The organism is Streptomyces adelaidensis (assembly GCF_016598475.1).
GTDB lineage: Bacteria > Actinomycetota > Actinomycetes > Streptomycetales > Streptomycetaceae > Streptomyces > Streptomyces adelaidensis.
The window spans coordinates 81,626-105,879 of the sequence record NZ_JAEMUX010000003.1 but is presented as its reverse complement, the minus strand read 5'-3'; the positions used below and the strand labels follow the sequence as shown (position 1 = coordinate 105,879).

The following is a 24,254-nucleotide window of genomic DNA, read 5'->3' as shown; positions in this document are numbered from 1 at the left end:
GCCTGCCGGGCGGCCGGTCCCAGGCCGTAGCCCGGACGGGCCCTGCCGCCGAACTTCCGTCGGACGCGCGACGGCTGGATGCGGTACCTGTGGTGCGCGAGTTCCGCAGTCCGCCTGGTGGCTTGTCCTTCGACGCCCTCGCACGCCGTGACCGGCGAGCCGGTGCACTGTTTCGGCGGACTGTTCGGGTCACGGCTCTAGGAGGAGGTTCTCGGAGGGAGTTCGGCCGCCGCGGGTACCGGCGTCGAACCGCTGCCCTGTCGCCGCAGCAGTAGGGCCGCCGCGACGGCGCCCAGAGCCGCGCCCGCCGCAGCCACCAGGACGGCCGTGTGCAGCCCGCTCACCATCAGGTCGCCCACCGAGCGCAGCACGCTCTGCCGGATGTCGGCCGGCAGAGCGTCGGTGCCGGCCGTCTGCCCGTGCTCGATCGCGTCGGCCAGCCTCTCCCGGGCGGCGTCCGGCAGCGGAACTGCGGCCAGCACGTCCGGCAGACCCGAGTGCAGCCGCTGCTGGACCACGGTGCCGGAGAGGGCCACGCCGAAGACGGCCCCGACCTGGCGACAGGTCTGAGACATCCCCGAGGCGACACCCGCCTGATCCGGTGGCACCGCCGACAGCAGCGCCACCGTGGCCGGTGCCCCGACCACGGACACGCCGGTGCCGATCAGGACCAGGGGCCACCAGTACGTTCCGAAGCCGCTGTCGGCCTGCATGCCCACCAGGCCCACGAACCCTGCGACCGACACCAGGGAACCGACCACGATGGCGAGCCGGGTGCCCAGCCGGACGGCCACGGTCGGCGCCATCAGCGACGCCACCGTGATGGATGCGGTCAGCGCCAACAGCCTCAGACCGGTCTGCACGGGGGTGAGCCCGTTCACCTGCTGCAGGAACAGAGTGAGCAGGAAGATGACCCCGTACAGGCCGAAGAAACCGAGGAAGTTGACCGAGCAGGTCATCAGCACGACCCGGTGGCGCAGCAGGTTCAGCGGCAGCATGGGGTGCGCGGTCCGGCTTTCCCAGCGCAGACACCCGGCGAGAACCAGCACCGAGCCGGTGAGCAGCCCGACGACCAGCGTTGATCCCCAGCCCCGCTGGCCGGCCTCGATCAGGGCGTAGGCCATCGATCCGATGCCGGTGACGAACAGTAGCTGACCGAGCCAGTCGGCCTTCCGCCCGGCTGTCGCCCGGCCTTTGCCGAGCGGCAGCGCCCAGGCCAGAGCCCCGAGCGCCAGGATGCCGATCGGCAGGTTGATCCAGAAGATGCTCTGCCAGGAGTAGGCCTCCACCAGCAGCCCCCCGACGATCGGACCGGCGGCCAGGGCGACGCCACCCACCCCGGCCCAGGTCGCCACCGCCGAGGCCCGCGCTCGCTCCTCCGTGTAGAGCTGCCGGATCAGGGCAAGCGATACGGTGATCATGACGGCTCCGAAGACACCCTGTACGGCCCGAGCCACCAGCAGCGCCTCGATGCCGGGGGCCAGCGCACAGGCCACCGACGCGGCGGTGAAGCCGGTCAGACCGACCAGGAAGACCCGGCCTCGCCCCAGGGCATCGCCGAGCGTGCCGGCCGTGAGCAGGAAGCAGGCGAAGGTGAGGACGTAGATGTCGAACACCCACTGCAGGGCCGAGACCCCGATGTCCATCTTCTCCTGCATGTCGGGGAGTGCCACTCCCACGACGGTACTGTCCAGGTAGACCATGACGACGCCGGCGCAGATGAAGGCAAGGCGCAGTGAGCGTGGGCCGCGCCCTTCCGGCGCCCTGGCCCTCACGAGCCGACGACCGCGGTGTCCTCGTGGCTGCTGGTGAGCTCGATTTCCTCTCCCAGCAGACCGCGCAGGATGAGCCCGATGCTCTCTACGAGGGCGCGCATGGCGACCGGGTTGATGATCGGCTCCAGGCTGGGGATGCCCATGTCGAACTCGCAGGAGAACAGCACCACGACGTCGTCGTCGGTCTGCTGGACGTCCCAGCTCCCGGCGAACCGGGCGAAGTCCCCGGTGAGCTGTTCGAAGGTGATGGTCCGGGCGGCGGGGTCGATCAAGTCCCGTTCGGTCCAGTGCAGGACGCCGCCGCGGAAGTTCACCGCCCAGGCGGAGTCGACAGTGCCCGCCTCGTCGGCGGTTAGCGTTACCTCGCGCACGGCGTCGGTGTGGTCGGCGTACCGCTCGAAGTCACGAACGCGGTCGAACACCTTGTCCGCGTCCTGACTGGAGAGCAGACCCTCGACACGTATCAAGCAGGGCATTGCGGATTCCTTCCAGAGAAGTGAACGCTTCAAGACCGGCCACGGCGGCTCGGTTCAGCCCAGGACCAGCGGTCCGCCGGCGAAGGCCGTGCACAGCGCCTGAGCGGACCAGGCGCGCGACGGCGGGTGGAACTTCAATGCGGCCGCGCACGCGGCGAGATACGACGTCTCGTCGCTGGAGACGTACGACATGCCACCGAGGGCCTCCAGACAGCGCGGCACCACCCGGTCGATGGTGTCGTGTACCGAGAACCGGACCACAAGCGACTGCAGCAGTTCCGCCTGCCCCGCGGGACCGTCGCCGTCCAGCGGAGAGGCGGCGCCCACGATGGCGCCCATCGCGGCTTCCAGCTCCACCAGGATCCGGGCCCGCTCGGCGGCGTCCGTCCGGTCCCGGGCGAGCACCTGTTCCGCCAGCGCGCTGGCCATGCCCAGATACGAGGCCGCCATCATGAGCTCGAACCAGATGAAGCCCACGGTCTGGATGCGGTCCAGACTGCCGTCCTCGCCCAGTTCGGTGCGGACCACCATGTCCGCGGGCACCCGGACGTCCTCGAGCCGTACCTCGTCGCTCTCGGCACCGGCCAGCGCGGTGGTACCCCAGAACGGGTGCACGGAGACGCCGGGGGCAGAGGCGGAGACCAGCGCCACGGCCAGCTGCGGACCGCTGTCGGTGTCGAGCATCACGGACGCGGTCAGCAGATCCATCGACGCGGACAGGCTGCAGGGCTTCTTGACTCCGTTGAGGATGATGTCGCCACCGTCCTGGCGGGCCGTGATGGAGGAGGCCAGGATCGACTGCCCCGACCTTCCCTCGGCGAACCCGGAGGCCATCAGCAGCTTCTGGTCGGCGACGGCTTCCAGGAGCATCCACTCCGATCCCTTGGTGGCCTCGTACGCCTGGATCAGTCCCGCGACCGAGAAGTGGTGCATGGTGGTGGCCACCGCCAGGGACGGGCTGCGCGAGGCCACAGCCCGCTGCAGCCGTACGGCCTGAACGGCGCTCGCTCCCAGGCCCCGGTGCTCCGAGGGCACCACGAGCCCGGGACCGCCCGCTTCCTTGAACAGGGTCAGTGAGGGGCCCTGCGGCCGTTCCCGCTCCTTCAGAGGAAGAGCGGCCAGCCGCTCGTCCAGGCCGGGCAGGAACGTCTCCAGCGTCTCGCGCTCTGACTCAAGAAACCGCATTGCTGTCTCCTACGGGTCCGTGCCAGGGCTTGCTCGCGAGCGTGCTGTCGATCCATCGGCCGATCTCCCTGGCGATCGGCTCGGGACGGTTGGCCCAGGCGGTGTGGCTGAGCCGGTCGGCGTGGTGCCAGCGGGACACCTCCGCGTCTTGCAGGAGCCCGCACAGCGCGTCCACCGCGCCGGGCGGGGCCAGCAGGTCGTTGCCGACCGATACCGCGAACACCGGCAGGCGAAGGTCCGAGATCAACTGTTCGTAGTCGACGTCGGCGCCGGCCGGGCGGTAGCGGCCGGTGCGGGCCATCCGGGCCCAGTCACCGACCAGGACCCGGGACTGACGCCCGGCGAAGCGCAGGACGTCGCCGGGCCAGTAGCCGCGCAGCCGCGCGACACCCGCGATGGCGTTGGTGCCCAGGAGCGGGATCAGCCCGGTGAGCCCCGGATAGGTGCGGAAGTGCGGTGTGCCCGCCGCGACCAGCAGCACCCCGTCCAGCTCGGCCGGATTCCGGGCCGCGTACATCAGACCGATCTGCCCGCCGATGCTGTGCCCCAATAAGAACACCGCGCTACCCGGCGCCCGCTCGCGCAGAGCGGCGAAGACGGCGGGGTAGTCCACGGTGGCGAGCTCCTGATAGCCGTACCGGGCCGAGGAGTCGGGCTTGGGCCGGCTGTCGCCGTACCCACGCAGATCGGCCACCGCCACACCCAGGCCGTGCGCCGCCAGCGCGCCGGCGAACCGCCGGTAGAACCGCGCCCGTACGCCGAGCGCGGGCCACACGACCACCACAGGGGTGCCCTCCGGGCCCGGCCAGTGGAGCACCGACAGCTCGGCTCCGTCCGGCAGCGGCACCGTGAAACGATCGGCTGCGGAGTCCGCCGACGGACGCTTGGGCCGGTCGCTCACTCGCCCATCCCCATGTAGGCCAGGCGGGCGGCCTGCGTCTGGGCCGACCAGTCCAGGGCTGTGGTGATCCTCTCGTCCGGAGAGGTGTCCAGCAGTCGGCGGCCCGGCCAGATCTCGTGGTCACCGATGACATCGGCGATCTGCTGGATGCCGGCCTGGAATAGCTCCTCACGGCGCTGCAGCACCGCGAACACCGGCAGCTTGGCCCACAGCTCGTTTCCGCGCCGGATCACGTCCGTCAGATGGTCCTTGAGCGACGGGTCCTGCTCCAGGTGCCGCTTGACGATCTCGCTGCCGACGGTCAGATGCCGGATCTCGTCGATGCCCGCTCCGCGCTCCACGCTCGCCGCCGCAGGGTCGACGGCCTTCCACTTGTGCTCGCTGAGTTCCCCGGTGGGCGCCAGCACCCCCTCCACCAGGATGGTCAGGACCGCGACTCCGGAGACGAAGGCGTGCGGCCCCTTCATCACATCCAGACCGAACTCTTCCAGCGGGTCCAGGACGTTGCGCCGGCTCTCGCCCGCGTACTCCTCGATGACCCCGTCGAGTTCTGCATCCGGTACGCCGACTTCGAGCATGTGCGCCCGGAACGCCTGTGCGTGCCGGGCCTCGTCGATGAGCTGAGTGGCGAAGAACTCCATGGACTTCACATCAGGTGCGTTCTGCACCAGGGAGGTGATGGCCCGTGCGGCCTTGTCCTCGGCGATGGAGCGGAAGGAGAACTCGAAGAGCAGCGCGTCGCGCAGGGGGCCGGGCTTGACCATGTAGTCGGGTGTCACGGCGTCCGGGTGGTGGCCGTTGACCAGCCCTTTGAGCGTGCCCTGGGCGACGTTGGCGATCCAGTAGTCCAGGTCGCACTGTTCGGGACTGAGCCTGAGCGTCCGGGCGCCCTCCAGCACGTTGGGAGCCAGGTCCCAGTCCGCCTCGGTTGCGATGTTCGTCGTCATCCTGTCGTCCTCAAGGTTGGTCGGGTCAGATTGCGTTGGTGATGCGGAACAGCTGCCAGAGGGAGGGTGGCCGGGGTCCGCCTCTGAAGGCCACGTACTCGGGCTCGATCGCCTGCGGCGCCCATTTGAGCTTGAACGCCTGCTGAGATCGGGCTGGGTACACGAACGCGCCCCGCTCGGCGATCAGCCGCACCATCCGGGTGAGCAGCGGGCTGGCGTTGGCAGGCTCGGTCCCGAGCCCGGCGAACGGGGTCAGTCCCAGGTGGAGCCATTCGGCTCCTTCCTCGGTGAACGTCTGCAGGGCGGCGAAATTGATCAGCTCGATCGTGCCGACCGAGGCCTCCGGGGTGCGCCGGGTCAGGTCGTACAGCCAGCCGGGACGGCTGCCGTACGCCGGAGAGTAGGAGACGTAGCCGATCACGGCCCCGTCCCTCTCGGCCACGAAAAGCCGCCGGTGCGGGGTACCCCGGCCGGTGCGTTCGCCCACCAGGAAGGTCATCCGCTTGACGTGCCAGCCCTTTTCGCGCAGCCACATGCGGTCGATTTCGTCCAGCGCCGACGGCGGGTCGGTGGCCGGCACCTCGCGGACCGACACTTCCTCCCGTCTGGCCCGGGCCATGTTCTGCCGGATCTTCGCAAGCGCCTTGCCTTTCAGCGAGAAGCCCGTCAGATCGATGCTGTACGAGCTGCCCAACTGGTTGACCGTCCAGTCCCGGCCGGTGAACACGTCCAGGTCAGCGGCCCGGACCTGTGCGGCCACCAGCCGGTCCCGGCCGCCGACCACCCGCTCCTGGAACTCGGCCAGCAGCGCGCCGCGGTGCTCGGCGGGCGCGAACGGCCCACCGAAGGTGAACACGGTGCCGCCACGCCGCCGGTAGGCGATGACACCAGGCACGGACGCGGAGGTGTAGTGCTCCATGCCGTCGCTGTAGGCGAGGAACCCGCTGGGATGATCGGCGTACGCGGCGATGCTGTCCAGCGCGTCCTGTCGCGAGGTCGTCATACGGCATGCACCTCCGCCGCCTGCCGTGCGGTGCGGAAGGCCTTCTGACGGCCGGTCTCGAAGTGCTCGAACGGCTCGCTGATCGGCTTGGCGTAGTTGCCCAGCAGACCGCGGTCGCCGAACAGATGCAGCGGGACGACCAGCAGGGCCCATTCCGGACCCACCAGCCAGGCCCACAGCAGGATCACCGGGCCGGCTGTCAGCCAGGTATGCATGACGTTGTACAGGATGTGGAACACCGGGTGGATCCGCCCGTCCCTGGACAGGGTGTAGGCGATCAGGCCCGGGATGTAGCCGATGATGTCGATGTAGACGAACAGCAGGATCGCCGGTCCCCAGCGCACCTCGTCGATGTGCCACAGAAAGGCGACGGCAGCCACGGCGAAGACGCCGAGGTACTCCGCACGCGTGGTGCGGTAGTTCTGCCGGTGTCCGAAGGCTTCCTCCGCGCTCATGGTTTTCCTCCTGACACTCGGGCGGTCAGGCCGTGGCGTAGATCTTGTACCGGCTCTGGATCATGTGGCGGATCGAGGCCCGCCACGCCTTCTCGCTGGCCCTGACGTCCGCCGCGGACTCACAGCCGGGAATCTCGGTCAGCGAACTGGGGATCGGGTGCTTGTGGAAGAGCACGGCGGTCATGTCCAGCAGCCGATCGAGCCGGGCCTTCGCCCAGTCCGGTACGACATCGAAGAAGGCGGGGCGCATCAGTCGTTCCACGATGTCTGGGGCGAGCACCCGCAGAGGGTTGACCGTGATGCCCTGCGCGGCGGCCTCCTCGATGATCACCTCGGTCAGCCGGTGGGAGGTGAGCGAGTGGGACCCGCTGCTGATCCAGTACTCCCCCTGCCGGACGTCCCTGTCCATCAGCGTCACGATCGCCCGGGCTACCAGGTCCTGCGGGACGAAATCGACGTAGCCCGTGGGGTCGCTGGGCACGAACGGCAGCCGGTTGCGCAGGACGTTGTGGGCGAAGGTGTGCAGTCCCTGCGCCTCGGAGATCTCCCCGGTGACGGAGTCGCCGATGATGATCGACGGCCGTACGATCACGGCCTGTGCGCCGCTCGTCCGGACGATCTCCTCGCCGGCGACCTTGGACGTCACGTACAGCGCCGGACTGCTGCCAGCCCGGCCGGCCTGGTCTCCGCCCGCCGCCTGGATCTCCTCCGCGCGTGCGACGTAGGCTGTGCTGACGTGGATCAGGGGTGCGTCCGCATCGACAGCGAACCGCGACATCCCACGGGCGCCGCTGACGTTGAGGGTTTCCATCTCCTCCGCGGTGCTGCTGAACTTCACCATGCCCGCGGCGTGGATCACGGCGTCCACCTCGGCACAGAGCTTGTGGTAGTCGGCCGCGTCCAGCCCCAGCAGGGGCTGGGACACGTCTCCGTGCACCACCTTGTCGCAGCCGGAGGGGGGTTTTCGATGGGCCAGGGCGATGATGCGATGGTGTCTCAGCTGCGGTATGAGCGCGGTGCCGAGCACTCCGGAGCCGCCGGTGAGCAGGACGGTCTTGCGTAATAAGGTCATGTTCGTGGCCTTTCGAGGCTGTCGGGAGACCGGACTCAGAACTTCTTCGCCATGGCCGACAGCGCCCCGTCCACCGCTTGCAGCAGCTGGGTCTCCTCGTCGGGGGTGATGATGGCAGGCGGGGTGATGCGTATTACCGGGTGCGCGTTGAGCGAGTGGTTGACCACCACATGACGGTCGACCAGCTCCAGCAGCAGTTCCCCTGCCTGGCTGGCGTCGACCAGTTCGACGCCGATGAGCAGGCCGACGCCGCGCACCTCGCGGACCAGGCCCGGGGCCCGGTCGGCGGCTATGGCTCGCAGGGCTTCGAGCAGCCGCGCGCCGGTCTCGGCGGCTCGGTCGACCAGGCCCTCGTCACGGATCACCTCGACGGTGGCGCGTGCTGCGGCCATCGCGATCGGCGCCCCCGAGTAGGTGGAGGTGTGCAGGAAGGGGTCGGAATCAAAGGGCTCGAACGCCTCGGGGGTGGCCAGCACGGCCGACACCGGGACCACGCCGCCGGAGAGCGCCTTCCCGACCAGCAGGACGTCGGGCCGCACCTCCGCGAGGTCGCAGCCCCACCAAGCGCCCAGCCGTCCAAGTCCTGTCATCACCTCGTCGACCACCAGAAAGGCGTTGTGCTCCCGGCACAGGGTCGCCACTTCCTTGAGGTAGCCGGGCGGTGGTACGATCACGCCAGCCTCGCTCTGTACCGGTTCCAGCACGACACAGGCGTCGCCATCTGCCCCGAGGGTCTCGGCCAGCGCTGCAGTGTCGCCGAAGGGAACGTGGTCCACGTCGGGCAGCAGCGGCCGGAAGGGATCCTGGTAGAAGGAGTTCGCCGTCAGCGACAGGGCGCCGACGGTCTTGCCGTGGTATCCGTTCTCCATCGAGATCAGGCGGCGCTTCCCGTGGGCCCTGGCCAGTTTGATGGCCGTCTCCGTGGCCTCGGTACCGGATCCGGAAAAATGGACCCTTTCAAGACCGGCCGGTGCCACCGAGGTCAGCTCCCGCGCGGCGAGTCCGACCGCGGGATCAAGGAAAAGACGGGTGGAAAGGGCCTGCTTTTCCGCCTGCTGTTGCACGGCCGTAACGACATGCGGGTGCCCGGCTCCGGTGAAGAACACGCCGTAGCCACCGCAATTGAGGAATTCCTGCCCATCGGTCGTGGTGACGCGGCTGCCGGAAGCGGATTGCTCGACGAGACTACCGAATATCGCGGCGAGCTGACTTCTCCCCTTGCTCAGGTGCGCTCGGTGCAGGGCGACAGTTTCGTCGGCGGAAACGCCTCTGGGCGCTAAGAATGTATTCATTCTGGTGTTTTTCTCCAGGAAAGCTGCTCATTGTTCGCCGAATACGGACGGGGCCTCATGGTCGCTCCATCACTGCCTTGAGCCTGGCGAGTGTGGCACGCATGCCCTCCCGGTTGGCCGCCGTACGACGCTTCGGCGAGGTGCCGGTGAAGACCAGGCCGAGGAGCTTGGCGATCGGGGCGCTGCGACCGGACCGCAGGTCCTCCCAGTACTCCGTCACCAGGCAGCCCGTTTCCCTGGCCTCGAATCGGTAGCCCCACAGTGCCACCGGCATGCCGAACGTACTCACTTTGAAGGCGAAGTCCCGTGCGGGCTCGGCTCTTACGACGACGCATGAGGTGAACCAGAACCACAGTCGCTTACGATTCCATCCGATGAACCGCGTTCCCACCTCGAACCGTTGACTTCGGGACCACACCCCCACGCATTCCGGACTCCACTCGCCCACGCGTCGGACATTGCTCACCGCACGGTAGACGGACTCTGCGGTAGCCACGACGAGAGCGCTTTCCTCGACTCTCGCTGGGTGATTCATCAGTCCTCCAAACGCATACGAAGGCGTGACCTCCTGCACTCGGCCGACTCTGTTCACCGAGAGGCTGCGTTAACCCTAGCCAAGATACTTTAAAGGTCAAGAGTCCATCGGTGAATTCAGGGGTACCTCCTACGCCTCGCGCTTTCACGAGGCGGGCCGTCCGACTGGTGACTACGTCAGCAGAAAGTGCTATGACCAGCGAGAACAGGGACTGCTGAGGCCCTTGTTCCCGCACCCGTCGGTGGCGCTTCCCAGGTAAGGAAACGGATCGGGTCTTACCCATGTGTCCGCGTCGAGGCCGACGGCCGGGGGACCGTCGCGCAGGCGCCGGGGAGCAGGCCGCGCCGGTTTCGGCGCACGGGCAGGGGGCGGTTTCCTGTGCTGAGGAGGCCGAGGAGTCGTCCGAGCGGTCGGCCTTGGCTTCGACGAGCGGCGTTAGCCTCCCTCCATGGTCCCGATGATCCGCACCGCCAGCCTGCGCGGCTTCGTGCCGCTCGTCGAGCGGCTGGGTGGTGACGCGGACCGGCTGCTCGGCCGGTTCGGCATCGCGCGGACGGCGCTGGACTCCGACGAGGGCCTCATCCCCATCACCTCCAACGACCTCGTGCTCGACGCGGCGGCGGCCGAGCTGGGCTGCCCGGACCTCGGGCTGCGGCTGGCGGAGGCGCAGGACCTGACGATCCTCGGCCCGCTGGCGGTGGTGATCGAGGCGTCATCGACGATCGCCGAGGCGCTCGCCCTCACGTCGAAGTACATGTTCGTGCACAGCCCGGCGCTCAGTGTCCGGGGCGAGGCCGACCCTCGTGGGCGCCGCGGGGTCGTCGCCCTCACCTACCGCAAGGACCTGCACGAGTCGCAGTACTCGCCGCAGGCAATGGAGCTCGGGCTCGGGCTCTTCCACCGGGTCGGGATGGCGCTGGTCGGCGGCTGGACGGGGCTGCGGTCCGCGGAGTTCCCGCACCAGCCCCTCTCTCCCGTCCGCCGCTACACCGTGTTCTTCGGCGCCGACGTGAAGTTCGGCTCTCCGACGGCGGCGCTCCGGGTCGAACGGCGCCTCCTCGACGAGCGGTTCGACACCGCCGACGAGGCGACCCGGCGCATCGCCGTGGAATACCTCGCCGGCAACTACGCGGACCCTGGACGTAAGGTTTCCATACAGGTCCGGCGCGCCCTGGCCGGGACCCTGAGCTCCGCTCCCCCGGTGATCGCGGGCGTTGCGCGCCTCCTCTCCGTACACCCGCGGACGCTCCAGCGCAGGCTTGCAGGGAACCTCGTTCGAAGCGGTACTCGACGAGGTACGGCGCGACGCAGCACATCGCTACATCACCACGACCGACCTGCCATTCGGTCAGGTTGCTGTGCTTGTCGGGTTCACCGAGCAGTCCACGCTCAGCCATGCCGTAAGGCGCTGGTTCGGCGTGAGTCCGCGTGAGCTGCGTCGGCCTGCAGGGCATTCCCGTGCCGCCGACCGACCAGAATTGTCGCGCTGAGACAAGTGCCGGACCCGACTCGGCTGCACCCTTTGGGGGAGGAACGATCCGCCAGGAGGGATTCATGGTGCAGCAGGCATGGCGAACTGATCCCGATCTCGCCGCGATCGGCGCCCGCTCGATACCCGAGTTCGACGGCGTGCACGACGTCTGGCCGCGTGGCGAGCGGCTGGCGGCGGTGCGGCGGGCCGCGGCGGCGTACAAGACGCGCTTCAAGGCACAGGGCCGGCCCGCACGACTTGCCGTGCGGGCCCTTCCGTGTCATCCCTGCTTTGCGGACGCACACGCCCTAGCTAGGGGGAGTGTGTCCCGCCTCCCAGGTGGGAGACAAGTGGGAGATGAGTGGGAGATGATCATGGCGTGGTGCTGCAATCAGGCGCTAGGAAATGCTAGATAGCGCTACCTGTGCGGCCCTGGTTCAGCCGCCGGATTCGGCCGCATGAGGACTCAGCACACCCACGCTGACCAGCACAATGATGACGATGCCGAGAGCGATGCGGTACCAGACGAACGGCATGAAGCTCTTCGTGGTGATGAACTTCATGAACCAGGCGATGACGGCGTAGCCGACGAAGAAGGCGATGATCGTGGCGAAGATCGTCGGGCCCCAGGAGACGTGGCCGCCCTCCATCGCGTCCTTGAGCTCGTAGCCGCCGGAGGCGATCACGGCCGGGATGGCGAGGAGGAAGGAGTAGCGGGCCGCGGACTCGCGCTTGTAGCCCATGAGGAGGCCGCCGCTGATGGTGGCGCCGGAGCGGGAGACGCCGGGGATGAGGGCCATGGCCTGGCAGAGGCCGAAGATGAGGCCGTCCTTGACGCTGAGCTGCTCCAGGCTCTTGCGCTCCTTGATGGCGCGGTGCTTGCCACCCGTCTCGTCGCGCGTGGCCAGACGGTCCGCGATGCCGAGGACGATGCCCATGACGATCAGCGTCGTCGCCGTGATGCGCAGGTCGCGGAACGGGCCCTCGATCTGGTCCTTCAGCGTCACACCGAGGACACCGATAGGGATGGAGCCGACGATCACCAGCCAGCCCATCTGGGCGTCGTGGTCGCCGCGCATCTCCTTGTTGAAGAGGGAGCGGGACCACGCCGAGATGATGTTGGCGATGTCCTTGCGGAAGTAGATCAGCACCGCGGCCTCGGTACCGATCTGGGTGATCGCGGTGAAGGCCGCGCCCGGGTCCTCCCAGCCGGAGAAAGCCGCGGTCAGGCGCAGGTGCGCGCTGGAGGAGACGGGGAGGAATTCGGTCAGCCCCTGGACGAGTCCGAGGATGAGTGATTCAAACCAAGACATGAAGTTACGTGGTCCAAGCGCTGATCGTGGAGGGCCGACGGAAGACGTGCCGCGCCGCGGGGCGGGTGATCACAGGTGTTGGACGCAGCCTAGCGCCCCTTGGGGACAGGGCTGTCACAGGGGTTTCGCAGGGCCGGACGGGGGATGAGCGGGGGGTCGCGCGGGCCGGACGTATCGAGGGGTGGAACGGCCGAATCCGTGGTGTTGACCAGTCTCTATGTCCGCACATACGTTGCTGGCGAGGGAAAGCGCTTGCCGTTGCGAGGGTTCGCCGTTCCGCCGGAGCCCTGGCCACCAGGCGTTGGCCGACGTCCGACGTCCCGTTCGATGGAGTGCTGATCACGTCCATGTCCACACCCAGCAACGACCCGAGCCCGACTTCGGACCGCGTGCCGAACCAGCCCCCGGCACCCCTTGCCGGACGCCGCGTCCGCGCCGCGATCATCGGCATCGGCGCCATCGGCGGCGGCTCCCACCTGCCCGCGCTCGCGCAGCTCGCCGAGGAGGGCGAGACCGAGGTCGTCGCGGCGGTCGACATCGACGCCGACGCGGTGGCGAAGTTCTGCGCGGAGCACGGCATCCCGAACGGGTACACCGACCTGGACCGCATGCTGGCGGAGCAGCGCCCCGACCTGGTGAGCGTCTGCACCCCGCCGACCCTGCACCGTGACCAGACGATCGCCGCGCTGCGGGCCGGCGCCTGGGTGTGGTGCGAGAAGCCGCCGGTGCCGACGCTCGCCGACTTCGACGCCGTCGAGTCGCAGGAGGGCGCGCAGACCGGGGGGCCGTACGCCTCGATCGTCTTCCAGCACCGCTTCGGCTCGGGTTCGCGGCATGTGCGCAAGCTGATCGCCGAGCGGACGCTGGGGCGCCCGCTCGTCGCGCACTGCCAGACGACCTGGTACCGGGACACCGCCTACTACGCCGTGCCCTGGCGCGGCCGCTGGGCGACGGAGGGCGGCGGGCCCGCCATGGGCCACGGCATCCACCAGATGGATCTGCTCCTCGATCTGCTCGGCCCGTGGAGCGAGGTCCGGGCGATGGCCGGGCGGCTGGTCCACGACGTGGAGACCGAGGACGTCTCGACGGCCCTCGTGCGCTTCGAGAGCGGCGCGCTGGCCACCGTCGTCAACAGCGTCCTCAGCCCCGACGAGGTCAGCCGTATCCGCATCGACTGCGAGCGCGCCACCGTCGAACTGACTCATCTGTACGGCCACTCCAACGCCAACTGGTCCATCACTGCGGCCCCGGGCACCCCGGACGCGGACGCGGCGACTTGGCGGGACTTCGGCGACGACGTGCCCAGCTCGCACCTGGCGCAGCTGCGTGAGCTGGTGGCGAGCATGCGCGCCGGTGAACAGCCGCGCAGCAGCGGCGCCGACGGGCGTACGAGCCTGGAGCTGATCGCGGCCCTGTACAAGTCGGCGTTCACGGACGCGACCGTACGGCGTGGGGAGATCGGGCCCGGCGACCCCTATTACACGGCCATGCACGGAGGCGCCCCCGGCTGGGCGCCCGAACCCGCCCAGGTGTCCGCCGACGCGACCGAGGAGATCCCCGCATGACCTTCCACGACGGGCTGCGCGTCGGCCACGCCCACGGCGACCGGATCACGGTCACCGAACCGACCACCGGCGTCGAGCTGTTGAGCTACGTCTACCGGACGGAGGCGGCCTGGGAGGCCCCGAAGCCGTATCTGCACCCGATCCGGACGCTGGCCGGGGATGTCGTCACCGACTTCCGGCCCAACGACCACCGCTGGCACAAGGGCCTCCAGCTGACGGCCTCGCATCTGTCGGGCCAGAACCTGTGGGGCGGCAACTCGTATGTGCACGGCGAGGGTTATCTTCCGATCCCCGAGCGGGTCGGCTCGATGGCGCATGTGGGCTTCGACGTCGTCGAGTCGGACGGCGAGCGGGTCGTGATCGCCGAGCGGCTGACCTGGCACCCGTACACCGGGGAGTTGTGGGCCGACGAGGAGCGCCGGATCGAGATCCACGACGTCGACACGGAGTCGGGGTCCTGGGCGCTGACCTGGACGAGCGCGATCACCAACCGCCGGGACGAGCCGCTGCTGTTCGGCAGCCCCACCACCGCGGGGCGTGAGATGGCCGGCTACACGGGCCTGTTCTGGCGCGGCCCGCGCGCCTTCCGGGACGGGCGGATCATCGGGCCCGACGCCGAGGGCCCGGAGCTGATGGGCGGGCAGGCGCCCTGGCTCGCGTACTCGGCTGAGCACGACGGCACCGACGGGCATGCCACGCTCGTCTTCGCGCACGCGCCGGAGAACGACCACACGGGGGCCGGGGGCGCCCATCCCGCCCACTGGTTCGTCCGCAACGAGCCGTTCGCCGCCGTCGCGCCCTCCTGGGCGTTCTTCGAGGAGCTGGAGCTGGCTCCCGGAGACACGCTCACCCGCCGCTACCGGGTCGTCGTGGCGGACGGCGCCTGGGAGCGCGAGGAGATCGGCAAGTACCTGGAGGCGCACCCGTGGTGAGCGCGTACGAGGGACTGCCGGGCGGGGTCGCCGTCTCGCACCTGTCCGTCTACGACTGGCCCGCGACCGACGGCGTCTGCGGCGGAACCCCTCATATGCATCTGACCTGTTCGGAGGCGTACGTCGTCACCGGCGGGCGCGGCGCGGTCCAGACGCTGACGGCCTCCGGGCACGAGGTCACCCCGCTGTCGCCCGGGACGGTCGCATGGTTCACGCCCGGCACCATCCACCGGCTGGTCAACGAGGACGACCTGCGCATCACCGTGCTCATGCAGAACAGCGGACTGCCGGAGGCGGGCGACGCCGTCCTCACGCTGCCCCCGCACCACCTGACCGACCCGGAGACCTACGCCTCCGCCACCCGCATCCCGCTGGACGCGCCGGAGGAGGAGCAGGAGCGGGTCGCCCGCGCCCGGCGCGACCTCGCCCTGGAGGGCTACCGGGCGCTGCGCGACGCGTCCGGCCCAGAGCCGCTCGCCGCGTTCCACCGGGCCGCCGCCGCGCTGGTACGGCCCCGGCTGGCGCAGTGGCGGGCCCGCTGGGAGCGGGGTGCGCGGAGCGCCGCCGCGGCGACCGGGGAGCAGCTGGACCGGCTGGAGGAGGGGGATCTGTCCCACCTCGCCGGCGCGGTCGTCAGGGCGGAACAGCCTTCGGCGTACGGCAAGTTCGGGATGTGCGGGCGGCTCGACGTCTACAAGGGGGACTGAGCTGGGGCGAACGCGGGCGCCTTGGGCGCCGGCGGGAACTGTGGTGGGGCGGCTGCGGGCTTGCCTCACGGAGCCGTGGGGCCCGTCACCGACCAGCCGGGTGCCTGTGGGTGCGCCATCAGGTTCTCGTGGCGGACCTCGCCGCCGCAGGCCGTGCAGGTGACCGTCGGGACCAGTTCGTTGCCGCAGATGTGCTCGATCACCATGGGGCGATCGTCGTCTTTCCGGAGATGGAGGTCGCCCCACGCCATGAGCGTCATCAGGACCGGCTCCAGTTCGAGGCCCGCCTGCGTGGGCCGGTACTCGAAGCGCCGCGGCCGCTCGCTGTAGACGTGTTTCTGCAGGACGTCCGCGTCCACCAGGCGCCGCAGGCGGGTGGCCAGCACGTCACGTGGGGCCCCGATGTTGCGGACCAGCTGGTCGAAGCGCCCGTTGCCGAGGCAGACCTCGCGCAGGACCAGCAGGGAGTACTTCTCGCCGACGACCGCCAGGGTGTCGGCGATGGAACAGGGGCGCGGATCTCCGGAGGCGGGCATGGGCCCAGTCTAGGGGAGGGTTTGTTTTTCCAACTCGCGGAGCTATGGTGAGTTTGGATTTCCTACTCGCTGGTAGTCGTGGAGGCCCGCCATGCGTGACGCAGTCGTCGTCGAAGCCGTACGCACCCCGATCGGCAAGGGCAAACCGAACGGCGCCCTCGCCCACGTCCACCCCGTGGAACTTCTCGCCCACACCCTGCGCACCCTCGTCGACCGCACGGGCATCGACCCGGCGCTCGTCGACGACGTCATCGGCGGCGCCGTCGACCAGGTCGGCGAGCAGGCCATGAACACCACCCGCAACGCCGTCCTCTCGGCGGGCTTCCCGGACACGGTGCCCGCGACCACGGTCGACCGGCAGTGCGGCTCCTCACAGCAGGCCGTGCACTTCGCCGCCCAGGGCGTCATGGCGGGGGCGTACGACCTGGTCGTCGCCTGTGGTGTGGAGTCGATGAGCCGGGTGCCGATGTGGTCCAACGTGCCGGCGGGCAAGGACCCCTTCGGCCCCGGAGTCGCCGCGCGCTTCCCCGAGGGGCTCGTCCCGCAGGGCATCAGCGCCGAGCTGATCGCCGCCAAGTGGTCGCTCTCGCGCGAGCGGATGGACGCCTTCGCCGTGTCCTCCCACCGGAAGGCCGCCGCGGCCTGGGAGAGCGGCCTCTTCGACGCCGAGGTCGCACCCCTGGAGGGCGTGACCCGCGACGAGTGCGTACGCCCCGGCAGCAGTCCCGAGATCCTCGCCGGGCTCAGGCCCGCCTACCACGACCCCGGCTTCGCCGAGCGCTTCCCGCAGATCGAGTGGAACGTCACCGCGGGCAACGCGAGCCCGGTCAACGACGGCGCCTCGGCCGTGCTCATCGCCTCCGGCGAGACGGCGGCACGGCTCGGGCTGCGCCCGCTCGCCCGGCTGCACAGCTTCGCCGTCACCGGGTCCGATCCGATGCTGATGCTCACGGGTGTCGTCCCGGCCACGGAGAAGGTGCTTCGCCGGGCGGGGCTGGCCCTCGACGACATCGACCTGTTCGAGGTCAACGAGGCGTTCTCCAGCGTGGTGCTCGCCTGGCAGCAGGAGACGGGGGCGGACCTGGCCAAGGTCAACGTCCACGGCGGTGCGATCGCTCTTGGGCACCCGCTCGGCGCGAGTGGGACCCGGCTGACGACGACGCTGGTGCATGCGATGCGTGCGCGGGGCGCGCGGTACGGGTTGCAGACGATGTGCGAGGCGGGTGGGCTGGCGAACGCGATGGTGCTCGAAGCGGTGTGATGTTGGCCGAGGGGTTGTTGGTCGGGTGCGGGCCGGTGGGGGCTGGTCGCGCAGTTCCCCGCGCCCCTGGCGGGGGGATGGCCCTTCGGGCCGATCCCCCGCCGATCCCCCCAGGGGCGTCAGCGGGCGCGCAAGTGGTGGCGCTTGCGCCAAGCCACGGTCGCGCCGATCAGGGCCGGTACGGCGATGGCCGCCATGGCGATCAGGAAGGCCGGTGAGGTCGGGGCCGAGGCTCGGGCGCCGGCTACGGCGTATGCGGCGGTGTTCGGGATGGAGCCGAGGGCGGTGGCGAGGAGGAAGGGCAGGTAGCCCATGCGGGAGACGGACGCGCAGTAGTTCGCCGCCCAGAACGGGACCCCGGGGAAGAGCCGGGCCGCCAGCATCGAGCGGAAGCCGTGGCGGCTGAGCTGGCCGTCCGCGGACTTCAGCCAGCGGTGGCGAAGCAGGGGGCGCAGCGCGTCCTGTCCGAGGATCCGGCCCAGGCCGAAGGCGATACCGGCCCCGAGAACCGTGCCCGCGAGCGCGGAGGCCAGGCCCAGCTGGGAGCCGAAGAGGGCGCCCGCCGCGAGGTTGAGGATCGGCCGGGGCACGAAGGCCACCGTGCACAGCCCGTACGCCACCGCGAACGCCACGGCCGCCGCGCCGCCGTTCAGCTGGGGCGGCCAGCCGTCGGCCAGCAGCCGCTGTGGTTCGAACAGCAGCACGGTCGACACGGCGCCCACGAGCATGGCCACGAGCAGCGAGAACCGCGCCCACGGCGAGAGCAGCGCTCTGCTCCAGCGGGCGGTGCGACCCAGCGGTACGGCCGGGACGGCGAGGGGTGTCGCGACGGCGAGCTCCGTGGCGGTGGCCCGCGGAAGGACCGTGGCGGTGCCCCCAGAGCGGGTGGTGGCATCGAGCATTCGACGACGGTAACCGACCTGTGTATGTGTATGCCGTACGGAACGTCTCACGGGCGTCACAGCAAGCGGAACGGCAGGCTCGCCCGGCCCGGCCCGGCAGAGCCGGGGCAGCGGCCCGACGGGTGCCGCAAACCTCGCCGCCTGCGTCTTCCGGAACACGCACGCCACCGTGCCCCCGTTCACCCCGTACGCCGTCCTGTGAAGCATCTCTCCTTCGGCCCATGAGCTCTCACGGAACCTCGCAGAGCGTCCGACGGCCAACCGGCCTCCCTTCGCCCCCTCAACTCACCCGCCACGAAAACCATTCGACGTGGGCGGACGTGTCGACGATGATCGACGCATGTTCCGGCAGACCTTCCTCCTCGCAGCATCCGCGGCAACCGCGGATGCGCCGAAGGCTGCCGTTCTGATCGTCGCGGCAGCCGCAGACGGCGCCCGAAGCTGACCCTTCCCGGAGATTCCGGCGGACCCCGCAGGGGGAGGGTCGGCAGAACCTGGGGGTCCCCGTCCCGGCCGCGCGCTCGAGTCGCGCCCCGGGTCATCACTCAGTACCGCTGAAGAGGCTTCGAGGTACCGCCATGTCCAAGACGGCTTACATCCGCACGAAACCGCATCTCAACATCGGCACGATGGGCCATGTCGACCACGGCAAGACCACCCTGACCGCCGCCATCACCAAGGTTCTCGCCGAGCGCGGGGCCGGCACGTTCGTGCCGTTCGACCGCATCGACCGCGCCCCGGAGGAGGCGGCGCGCGGCATCACCATCAACATCGCGCACGTCGAGTACGAGACCGACACCCGGCACTACGCGCACGTCGACATGCCCGGCCACGCCGACTACGTCAAGAACATGGTCACCGGGGCCGCGCAGCTCGACGGGGCGATCCTCGTCGTCTCCGCGCTCGACGGGATCATGCCGCAGACCGCCGAGCATGTGCTGCTCGCCCGGCAGGTCGGCGTGAACCACATCGTGGTCGCCCTCAACAAGGCCGACGCGGGCGACGAGGAGTTGACGGACCTCGTCGAGCTGGAGGTCCGCGAGCTGCTCACCGCGCACGGCTACGGAGGCGACTCCGTACCCGTCGTACGGGTCTCCGGTCTCAAGGCGCTCGAAGGGGACCCGCGGTGGACGGCGTCGGTCGACGCGCTGCTGGACGCGGTGGACACATACGTTCCGATGCCGGAGCGGTATGTGGACGCGCCGTTCCTGCTGTCCGTGGAGAACGTCCTCACGATCACCGGTCGGGGGACCGTCGTCACGGGGGCCGTCGAGCGGGGCACCGTCCACGTGGGCGACCGGGTCGAAGTGCTCGGTGCCGACGTCGAGACGGTCGTCACCGGGCTGGAGACCTTCGGCAAGCCGATGTCCGAGGCGCAGGCCGGGGACAACGTGGCCCTGCTGCTGCGCGGGGTGGCGCGGGACACCGTCCGGCGTGGGCACGTGGTGGCCGCGCCCGGCAGTGTCGTGCCCCGTCGGCACTTCACCGCGCAGGTGTATGTGCTGTCCGCGCGCGAGGGGGGTCGTACGACTCCGGTGGCCACCGGATACCGGCCGCAGTTCTACATCCGTACGGCGGATGTGGTCGGGGACGTCGACCTCGGTGAGCTCGCCGTCGCGCGGCCCGGTGACCGGATCACGATGAATGTGGAGCTGGGCCGTGAGGTTCCTCTGGAGCCCGGGCTCGGGTTCGCGATCCGTGAGGGCGGCCGGACCGTCGGGGCGGGGACCGTGACCGCCGTTCAGTAGGCGGGGCGCGGGGGATGGGGGATCGCGGGCCGGTCGTGGCCGGCCGCGCGGTCCCCCGCGTCCCCGCCGGGGCGCTCCTGCCCCCAGAATGGGAGCCGTGAACGAGCCCATACCCGTCACCCGGGTCACCGACCAGGGGACCGCCAAGCTCATGCCCGACATCGACCGGGAGCGGGCCTGGCTGCTGACGGTCGACGGGGCGCCGCAGTCGTATGTGGACCTGGACGAGCCGACACATCTGGAGTTCGAGTACGCGCGGCGGCTCGGCCATGTGCTGGACACGGTGGGGGAGCCGGGGCGGGCGCTCGACGCGCTGCATCTCGGCGGGGGAGCGCTCACGCTGCCCAGGTATGTGGCGGCCACCCGGCCCGGGTCGCGGCAGGACGTCGTCGAGGCCGACCGGGAGCTGCTGAAACTGGTCGTGGAGCACCTGCCGGTGCCCGAGGACGCGGGGATCGCGCTGCACGGCGCGGACGCCAGGGAATGGCTCGAAGCGGCCCACTCGGACTCCGCCGACGTGCTCGTCGGGGACGTCTTCGGCGGCTCACGGGTCCCGGCGCACCTGACGACGGTCGCGTACGCGCGGGCCGCCGAGCGGGTGCTGCGCGTGGACGGGGTGTACCTCGCGAACCTCGCCGATGCCGCGCCGTTCGCGTTCCTGCGGTCCCAACTTGCCACGCTCGCCATGGTGTTCGAGGAGCTGGCGCTGATCGCCGAACCGGGGGTGCTGCGCGGCCGACGGTTCGGGAACGCGGTGCTCGTCGCCGCCCATCAGCCGCTCGACGTCGCCACCCTGGCCCGGCGCACCGCCGCCGACGCCTTCCCGGCGCGGGTCGAACACGGCCCGGCGCTGCGCGACTTCATCGGCGGCGCCGCCCCCGTGCGCGAGGAGGACGCCGTACCGTCACCCGAGCCGCCCGACGGGGCTTTCGGCATCGGCTGAACCGGGCCCGGCGTCGGGGTCTGTGGCGGGCATGGTGCCCGGCTCGGCGTCGGGCGGGGTTTCCGGTCGAGCGTCTGGCTTGGCCAGGGCCACCGGCGGGCTGCGCCGGGTCAGGTTCCGTACGTCCCGTACGCACAGCACCGCAGCCGTGGCCGCCACACACAGCGCGGCGCAGCCCCACAGGGCCGCCGTACGCCCGAAGGCACCCTCGGCCGGGCCCGCCAGGGCGGCGGCGAGCGGCACCATCGCCACCGAGCCGAACCAGTCGTAGGCCGAGACGCGGGACAGCTTGTCCTCGGGGATCTCCTGGTGCAGCGCGGTCATCCAGGAGACGCCGAACACCTCGATCGACAGACCGCTGACGAACATGGTGAGGCACAGTACGGCGATCGGCACCGGCACGGCGAGCGCGGCGGACGGCAGGGCGAAGGGGAAGACGCAGAGGACGCCCACGAGGAGCAGGCGGCGCGGTTTCCAGCGGGTCATGAGGAGGGCTCCGACGGCGTTGCCGGCCCCGTACAGGGCCAGGGCCAGGCCCCATGGACCGGCGCCGCCTAGGCTGTCACGGGCGACCTGGGGGCCGTACACCGCGTCGGCGGCGACGATGACCGCGTTGACCAGGGAGAACTGCACGACGATCGCCCACAGCCAGGTGCGGCCGGTGAACTCCCGCCAGCCGTCCCGGAGATCGGACAGCAGGCCGTGCCCCGGTTCGCGCTCCGGTACGTGGCTCACGTCGAGGAAGGCGCGCAGGCCGCCGGCGACCGCGAAGGCGGCCGCGTCCACCGCGAGCACCCAGCCGGGGCCGATCACCGCGACCATCACACCGCCGAGGGCCGCGCCGCTCATGGTGGCGCCCTGCGAGGCGAAGCGGAACAACGCGAAGGCCCGCCCCGCCTGTTCGGCGGTGACCGAGGACATCAGCATGCCTTCGGCGGCCGGGTTGAAGAACGCCTGCCCGGTGCCGCCGAGCGCGGACAGCAGCATCATCTGCCACAGCAGCGGCTCCCCGGTGAGGACGAGCACCGCGAAGGCCGCCTGCGAGAGGCAGTTGAGGGCGTTCGCCGCGACCATCACCCGGTGCCGGGGCAGCCGGTCCGCGATCGCGCCGCCGATCAGCAGGAACAGCACCAGCGGCAGCGTCCGCGCCGCCGCGACCAGACCGACGTCCCCGCCGTCGCCGCCCGTCTCCAGGACCGCGAACGCGGCCGCGATCAGGGCGCCGTGGCTGCCCAGGTTGGTGACGACCGCGGCCGTCGTCAGCAGGGTGTAGTTGCGACCGGCCCAGGCGGGGCGGCGACGGAAGGCGGCGGGAGTCGTCACCTGCCGACTATCGTCGCCCCGGCCACTCATGCCAAACCGTTTCCTCAGGGCGTACGGCCGGATCGGGCCACGTGGAGACGGCTACGAGAGGACGACGGCGCCGCTCCAGTGGCCCGCGCCGACTCAGCCGCCCGTCGGTTCGCCGTACAGCCGTACGGTGCTGAGGATCTTCTTCACCGTGGCGTCCGGGACCTCCTCCTTCACGTCCTTGGCGCTGTGCAAGGTCCAGGAGACGAAGTCACCGGCCGAGTTCTTGAACGCGAACGTCGTCGCCTTGCCGTCGGTGTCGCATTTGCCCTTCTTGGCGACGCCCTTCGAGTATGTGGTCGCCACGCTGCCCTCGACGCCCGAGGTCGTGGTGTACGCCTCGGGCTTGCCGATGGTCATCAGCTTCTTGGAGGCGTCCTTCTGGTCGGTGTAACCGCCGAAGACCCACCACGCCGAGTCGTTGCGGGCGATGTCCTCGGTGCCCTTGGCGCCCTGCTGGCCCTTGGTGCCCACGGCGGCGAGGGCGCTGTCCGACTCGTTGCCGTCCTTGTCGTCGTCGGAGGTGCACCACTTCTCTTTGAGGTAGGCGGGCGCCGACATACCGATGAGGACCGATCCGTCGTCCTTCGCGCCGTCCTCGAAGCCGATGAAGGTGTCGGGCGACTTGACGTCCCACTCGGCGGGGACGTCGAAGGCCGTGCCCCACTTGGGGTTGACGACGACCTTCCAGCCGTCGATGGTCGGCTTGGCCCCGGCTTCGTCGCCGCGCGGGTTGTCCGTGGCGGTCTCCGACACGGAGGGCGACGGGGAGGGCGAAGACTGGGTCTGCGTCTGCGTCTTCTCCTTGTCTCCGCCGAGGACAAGGAATCCGGTCACACCGGCGGCCACGACGACGGCCGAGGCCGCCACGATCGCGACGAGTTTCGTCCGGTTGCCGCCGCCTCCGCCCGGCGCAACCGGTGGCGCGGGCGGTCCCACGGGAGCCGGCGTGCCCCACTGGGGCTGCTGCCCGTACGGGGGCTGCTGTCCTGTCGACTGGTATCCCGGCTGTTGGTAAGGGTTGGGCTGCTGGTGCCCCTGCTGCGGGTATCCCGCTTGTCCCGGCTGTCCCTGCTGCCCCGACTGTTCGTACCCCGGCTGCTGGTACGGGTTCGGCTGCTGCGGTTGGTGCTCGCCCCCGGGCGGCTGCTGCTGTCCTGGCCACATGGCTCGTAACCATAGAGGCGCCGGGGGGCGGGGTGCCACGGGAGTCCACGATGGGGCTTTGCACTCGGGACGAACGGCTCCAAAACCCCCGGGGCGATGACTTTTGACCACGACCCGGCCGACGCGTCGTCCCCTTGAGCGCCCCCCTCGGCCGAGATCACACTCCCGCCCCTGGCCAGCGTTGCCTACTCATGGGTAACATCCCGGTCATGAGCGCAGACCAGATGTCGATCGGCGAGATGCTCGCCGCCACGGTGCCGATGGCCAGGACCCTGAAGCTGGAGTTCCTGCAGACCACGCCGGAGAAGGCCGTGGTGGCGCTGCCGGACCAGGGGGAGTACCACAACCACGTCGGCGGGCCGCATGCCGGAGCGATGTTCACGCTGGGGGAGACGGCGAGTGGAGCGGTCGTGCTCGCCGCGTTCGGGGACCAGCTCTCCCGGGCCGTGCCGCTCGCGGTCGGCGCGGAGATCGCGTACAAGAAGCTCGCGATGGGTGTCGTGACCGCGACCGCCACGCTCGGTCGCCCCGCCGCCGACGTCGTCGCCGAACTCGACGCGGGGCAGCGCCCCGAGTTCCCCGTCACCATCGCCATCCGCCGTGCCGACGGCGCCGTGACCGGCGAGATGACCGTCGTCTGGACCCTGCGCCCCAACGGCTGAACGAAACCCGAAATCAGAGCCCCGAAATCCAGCCCCGAAATCCAGCTCCGAATCCG

Annotated in this window: 23 protein-coding genes and 1 pseudogene; 9 read left to right on the top strand and 15 right to left on the bottom strand. The window is 70.2% G+C overall.

All coding sequences use genetic code 11. The features are described from left to right. Positions 1 to 197: 197 nt before the first annotated feature. Genes I8N67_RS02505 through I8N67_RS02460 form a run of 10 tightly spaced genes read right to left on the bottom strand, consistent with a single transcriptional unit; the run spans position 198 to position 9,641 of the window. On the bottom strand, positions 198 to 1,775 hold the full coding sequence (locus I8N67_RS02505) for an MFS transporter (protein WP_307835126.1): 1,578 nt from the start codon (positions 1,773 to 1,775) through the stop codon (positions 198 to 200). Next, positions 1,772 to 2,251, bottom strand: coding sequence for a type II toxin-antitoxin system RatA family toxin (locus tag I8N67_RS02500; RefSeq protein ID WP_200300881.1), 480 nt, complete (start codon positions 2,249 to 2,251; stop codon positions 1,772 to 1,774). The genes I8N67_RS02505 and I8N67_RS02500 overlap by 4 nt, the downstream gene beginning before the upstream one ends. A gap of 54 nt (positions 2,252 to 2,305) precedes the next feature. Beyond that, positions 2,306 to 3,436, bottom strand: coding sequence for an acyl-CoA dehydrogenase family protein (locus tag I8N67_RS02495; RefSeq protein ID WP_200300880.1), 1,131 nt, complete (start codon positions 3,434 to 3,436; stop codon positions 2,306 to 2,308). Then, positions 3,423 to 4,337 (bottom strand): alpha/beta hydrolase family protein, encoded by a 915-nt coding sequence (locus tag I8N67_RS02490; RefSeq protein ID WP_200300879.1) that lies wholly within the window; start codon positions 4,335 to 4,337, stop codon positions 3,423 to 3,425. The genes I8N67_RS02495 and I8N67_RS02490 overlap by 14 nt, the downstream gene beginning before the upstream one ends. Further along, complete coding sequence (locus I8N67_RS02485) at positions 4,334 to 5,284, bottom strand: ferritin family protein (protein ID WP_200300878.1); 951 nt, start codon at positions 5,282 to 5,284, stop codon at positions 4,334 to 4,336. Before I8N67_RS02485 ends, I8N67_RS02490 begins: the two co-directional genes overlap by 4 nt. Before the next feature lie 25 nt (positions 5,285 to 5,309). Then, positions 5,310 to 6,287 (bottom strand): bifunctional lysylphosphatidylglycerol flippase/synthetase MprF, encoded by a 978-nt coding sequence (locus I8N67_RS02480; protein WP_200300877.1) that lies wholly within the window; start codon positions 6,285 to 6,287, stop codon positions 5,310 to 5,312. Further along, positions 6,284 to 6,742 (bottom strand): hypothetical protein, encoded by a 459-nt coding sequence (locus I8N67_RS02475; protein ID WP_200300876.1) that lies wholly within the window; start codon positions 6,740 to 6,742, stop codon positions 6,284 to 6,286. The genes I8N67_RS02480 and I8N67_RS02475 overlap by 4 nt, the downstream gene beginning before the upstream one ends. Before the next feature lie 25 nt (positions 6,743 to 6,767). Continuing rightward, on the bottom strand, positions 6,768 to 7,814 hold the full coding sequence (locus tag I8N67_RS02470; RefSeq protein ID WP_200300875.1) for an SDR family oxidoreductase: 1,047 nt from the start codon (positions 7,812 to 7,814) through the stop codon (positions 6,768 to 6,770). A gap of 35 nt (positions 7,815 to 7,849) precedes the next feature. After that, a complete protein-coding gene (locus I8N67_RS02465; protein WP_200300874.1) occupies positions 7,850 to 9,106 on the bottom strand; it encodes an aspartate aminotransferase family protein in 1,257 nt (418 codons plus the stop codon). Between the two features lie 55 nt (positions 9,107 to 9,161). Next, complete coding sequence (locus I8N67_RS02460) at positions 9,162 to 9,641, bottom strand: SRPBCC family protein (RefSeq protein WP_200300873.1); 480 nt, start codon at positions 9,639 to 9,641, stop codon at positions 9,162 to 9,164. A 448-nt stretch (positions 9,642 to 10,089) separates the two neighbouring features. On the opposite strand from I8N67_RS02460, the pseudogene I8N67_RS42205 reads away from it, so the two are divergent. Together I8N67_RS42205 and I8N67_RS42200 are read left to right on the top strand one after the other, a co-directional pair. Further along, positions 10,090 to 10,650: pseudogene (locus I8N67_RS42205) on the top strand (AraC family transcriptional regulator ligand-binding domain-containing protein); the annotation flags it as partial. A gap of 205 nt (positions 10,651 to 10,855) precedes the next feature. Continuing rightward, a complete protein-coding gene (locus tag I8N67_RS42200; protein WP_307835125.1) occupies positions 10,856 to 11,131 on the top strand; it encodes a helix-turn-helix domain-containing protein in 276 nt (91 codons plus the stop codon). Between the two features lie 418 nt (positions 11,132 to 11,549). Here I8N67_RS42200 and I8N67_RS02450 read toward each other — a convergent pair whose 3' ends face one another. Continuing rightward, entirely contained in the window at positions 11,550 to 12,425 is an 876-nt protein-coding gene (locus I8N67_RS02450) for an undecaprenyl-diphosphate phosphatase (RefSeq protein WP_200300872.1), read from the bottom strand. Between the two features lie 347 nt (positions 12,426 to 12,772). On the opposite strand from I8N67_RS02450, the gene I8N67_RS02445 reads away from it, so the two are divergent. From I8N67_RS02445 to I8N67_RS02435, 3 genes are read left to right on the top strand one after another with little or no spacing between them, the layout of a single operon-like run. Continuing rightward, positions 12,773 to 13,990, top strand: coding sequence for a Gfo/Idh/MocA family protein (locus tag I8N67_RS02445; protein WP_200300871.1), 1,218 nt, complete (start codon positions 12,773 to 12,775; stop codon positions 13,988 to 13,990). Continuing rightward, positions 13,987 to 14,922, top strand: coding sequence for a DUF6807 domain-containing protein (locus I8N67_RS02440; protein ID WP_200300870.1), 936 nt, complete (start codon positions 13,987 to 13,989; stop codon positions 14,920 to 14,922). The genes I8N67_RS02445 and I8N67_RS02440 overlap by 4 nt, the downstream gene beginning before the upstream one ends. After that, a complete protein-coding gene (locus I8N67_RS02435) occupies positions 14,916 to 15,629 on the top strand; it encodes a cupin domain-containing protein (protein WP_200300869.1) in 714 nt (237 codons plus the stop codon). Before I8N67_RS02440 ends, I8N67_RS02435 begins: the two co-directional genes overlap by 7 nt. A gap of 65 nt (positions 15,630 to 15,694) precedes the next feature. Here the strand turns inward: I8N67_RS02435 and I8N67_RS02430 are convergent, their stop codons facing one another. Beyond that, positions 15,695 to 16,165: a winged helix-turn-helix transcriptional regulator gene (locus I8N67_RS02430; RefSeq protein ID WP_200300868.1), complete on the bottom strand. Its 471-nt coding sequence runs from the start codon at positions 16,163 to 16,165 to the stop codon at positions 15,695 to 15,697. Between the two features lie 91 nt (positions 16,166 to 16,256). On the opposite strand from I8N67_RS02430, the gene I8N67_RS02425 reads away from it, so the two are divergent. Then, complete coding sequence (locus I8N67_RS02425; RefSeq protein ID WP_200300867.1) at positions 16,257 to 17,426, top strand: thiolase family protein; 1,170 nt, start codon at positions 16,257 to 16,259, stop codon at positions 17,424 to 17,426. 119 nt (positions 17,427 to 17,545) lie between these two features. Here the strand turns inward: I8N67_RS02425 and I8N67_RS02420 are convergent, their stop codons facing one another. Further along, positions 17,546 to 18,328, bottom strand: a complete 783-nt coding sequence (locus I8N67_RS02420) for a TVP38/TMEM64 family protein (RefSeq protein WP_200300866.1) — start codon at positions 18,326 to 18,328, stop codon at positions 17,546 to 17,548. 578 nt (positions 18,329 to 18,906) lie between these two features. Here I8N67_RS02420 and tuf point away from each other — a divergent pair. Together tuf and I8N67_RS02410 are read left to right on the top strand one after the other, a co-directional pair. Next, positions 18,907 to 20,076: an elongation factor Tu gene (gene tuf, locus I8N67_RS02415; protein WP_200300865.1), complete on the top strand. Its 1,170-nt coding sequence runs from the start codon at positions 18,907 to 18,909 to the stop codon at positions 20,074 to 20,076. Positions 20,077 to 20,173: 97 nt separating this feature from the next. After that, positions 20,174 to 21,019: a spermidine synthase gene (locus I8N67_RS02410; protein ID WP_200300864.1), complete on the top strand. Its 846-nt coding sequence runs from the start codon at positions 20,174 to 20,176 to the stop codon at positions 21,017 to 21,019. Here I8N67_RS02410 and I8N67_RS02405 read toward each other — a convergent pair. Together I8N67_RS02405 and I8N67_RS02400 are read right to left on the bottom strand one after the other, a co-directional pair. Next, positions 20,981 to 22,372: an MFS transporter gene (locus I8N67_RS02405; RefSeq protein WP_234044842.1), complete on the bottom strand. Its 1,392-nt coding sequence runs from the start codon at positions 22,370 to 22,372 to the stop codon at positions 20,981 to 20,983. The two genes, I8N67_RS02410 and I8N67_RS02405, sit on opposite strands and share 39 nt — an antisense overlap. A 93-nt stretch (positions 22,373 to 22,465) precedes the next feature. After that, a complete protein-coding gene (locus I8N67_RS02400) occupies positions 22,466 to 23,536 on the bottom strand; it encodes a DUF8017 domain-containing protein (protein WP_200300862.1) in 1,071 nt (356 codons plus the stop codon). Positions 23,537 to 23,760: 224 nt separating this feature from the next. On the opposite strand from I8N67_RS02400, the gene I8N67_RS02395 reads away from it, so the two are divergent. Then, the gene (locus I8N67_RS02395) at positions 23,761 to 24,198 is read left to right on the top strand and encodes a DUF4442 domain-containing protein (protein WP_200300961.1); all 438 of its coding nucleotides are present in this window, start codon (positions 23,761 to 23,763) and stop codon (positions 24,196 to 24,198) included. Positions 24,199 to 24,254: the final 56 nt, after the last annotated feature.

Excerpts from the sequence above, each read along its gene's own strand:
- I8N67_RS02500 (WP_200300881.1), bottom strand. The coding sequence starts at position 2,251 with ATGCCCTGCTTGATACGTGTCGAGGGTCTGCTCTCCAGTCAGGACGCG.
- I8N67_RS02495 (WP_200300880.1), bottom strand. The coding sequence starts at position 3,436 with ATGCGGTTTCTTGAGTCAGAGCGCGAGACGCTGGAGACGTTCCTGCCC.
- I8N67_RS02485 (WP_200300878.1), bottom strand. The coding sequence starts at position 5,284 with ATGACGACGAACATCGCAACCGAGGCGGACTGGGACCTGGCTCCCAAC.
- I8N67_RS02480 (WP_200300877.1), bottom strand. The coding sequence starts at position 6,287 with ATGACGACCTCGCGACAGGACGCGCTGGACAGCATCGCCGCGTACGCC.
- I8N67_RS02475 (WP_200300876.1), bottom strand. The coding sequence starts at position 6,742 with ATGAGCGCGGAGGAAGCCTTCGGACACCGGCAGAACTACCGCACCACG.
- I8N67_RS02470 (WP_200300875.1), bottom strand. The coding sequence starts at position 7,814 with ATGACCTTATTACGCAAGACCGTCCTGCTCACCGGCGGCTCCGGAGTG.
- I8N67_RS02465 (WP_200300874.1), bottom strand. The coding sequence starts at position 9,106 with ATGAATACATTCTTAGCGCCCAGAGGCGTTTCCGCCGACGAAACTGTC.
- I8N67_RS02460 (WP_200300873.1), bottom strand. The coding sequence starts at position 9,641 with ATGAATCACCCAGCGAGAGTCGAGGAAAGCGCTCTCGTCGTGGCTACC.
- I8N67_RS02450 (WP_200300872.1), bottom strand. The coding sequence starts at position 12,425 with ATGTCTTGGTTTGAATCACTCATCCTCGGACTCGTCCAGGGGCTGACC.
- I8N67_RS02445 (WP_200300871.1), top strand. The coding sequence starts at position 12,773 with ATGTCCACACCCAGCAACGACCCGAGCCCGACTTCGGACCGCGTGCCG.
- I8N67_RS02440 (WP_200300870.1), top strand. The coding sequence starts at position 13,987 with ATGACCTTCCACGACGGGCTGCGCGTCGGCCACGCCCACGGCGACCGG.
- I8N67_RS02430 (WP_200300868.1), bottom strand. The coding sequence starts at position 16,165 with ATGCCCGCCTCCGGAGATCCGCGCCCCTGTTCCATCGCCGACACCCTG.
- I8N67_RS02425 (WP_200300867.1), top strand. The coding sequence starts at position 16,257 with ATGCGTGACGCAGTCGTCGTCGAAGCCGTACGCACCCCGATCGGCAAG.
- I8N67_RS02420 (WP_200300866.1), bottom strand. The coding sequence starts at position 18,328 with ATGCTCGATGCCACCACCCGCTCTGGGGGCACCGCCACGGTCCTTCCG.
- tuf (WP_200300865.1), top strand. The coding sequence starts at position 18,907 with ATGTCCAAGACGGCTTACATCCGCACGAAACCGCATCTCAACATCGGC.
- I8N67_RS02405 (WP_234044842.1), bottom strand. The coding sequence starts at position 22,372 with ATGAGTGGCCGGGGCGACGATAGTCGGCAGGTGACGACTCCCGCCGCC.
- I8N67_RS02400 (WP_200300862.1), bottom strand. The coding sequence starts at position 23,536 with ATGTGGCCAGGACAGCAGCAGCCGCCCGGGGGCGAGCACCAACCGCAG.
- I8N67_RS02395 (WP_200300961.1), top strand. The coding sequence starts at position 23,761 with ATGTCGATCGGCGAGATGCTCGCCGCCACGGTGCCGATGGCCAGGACC.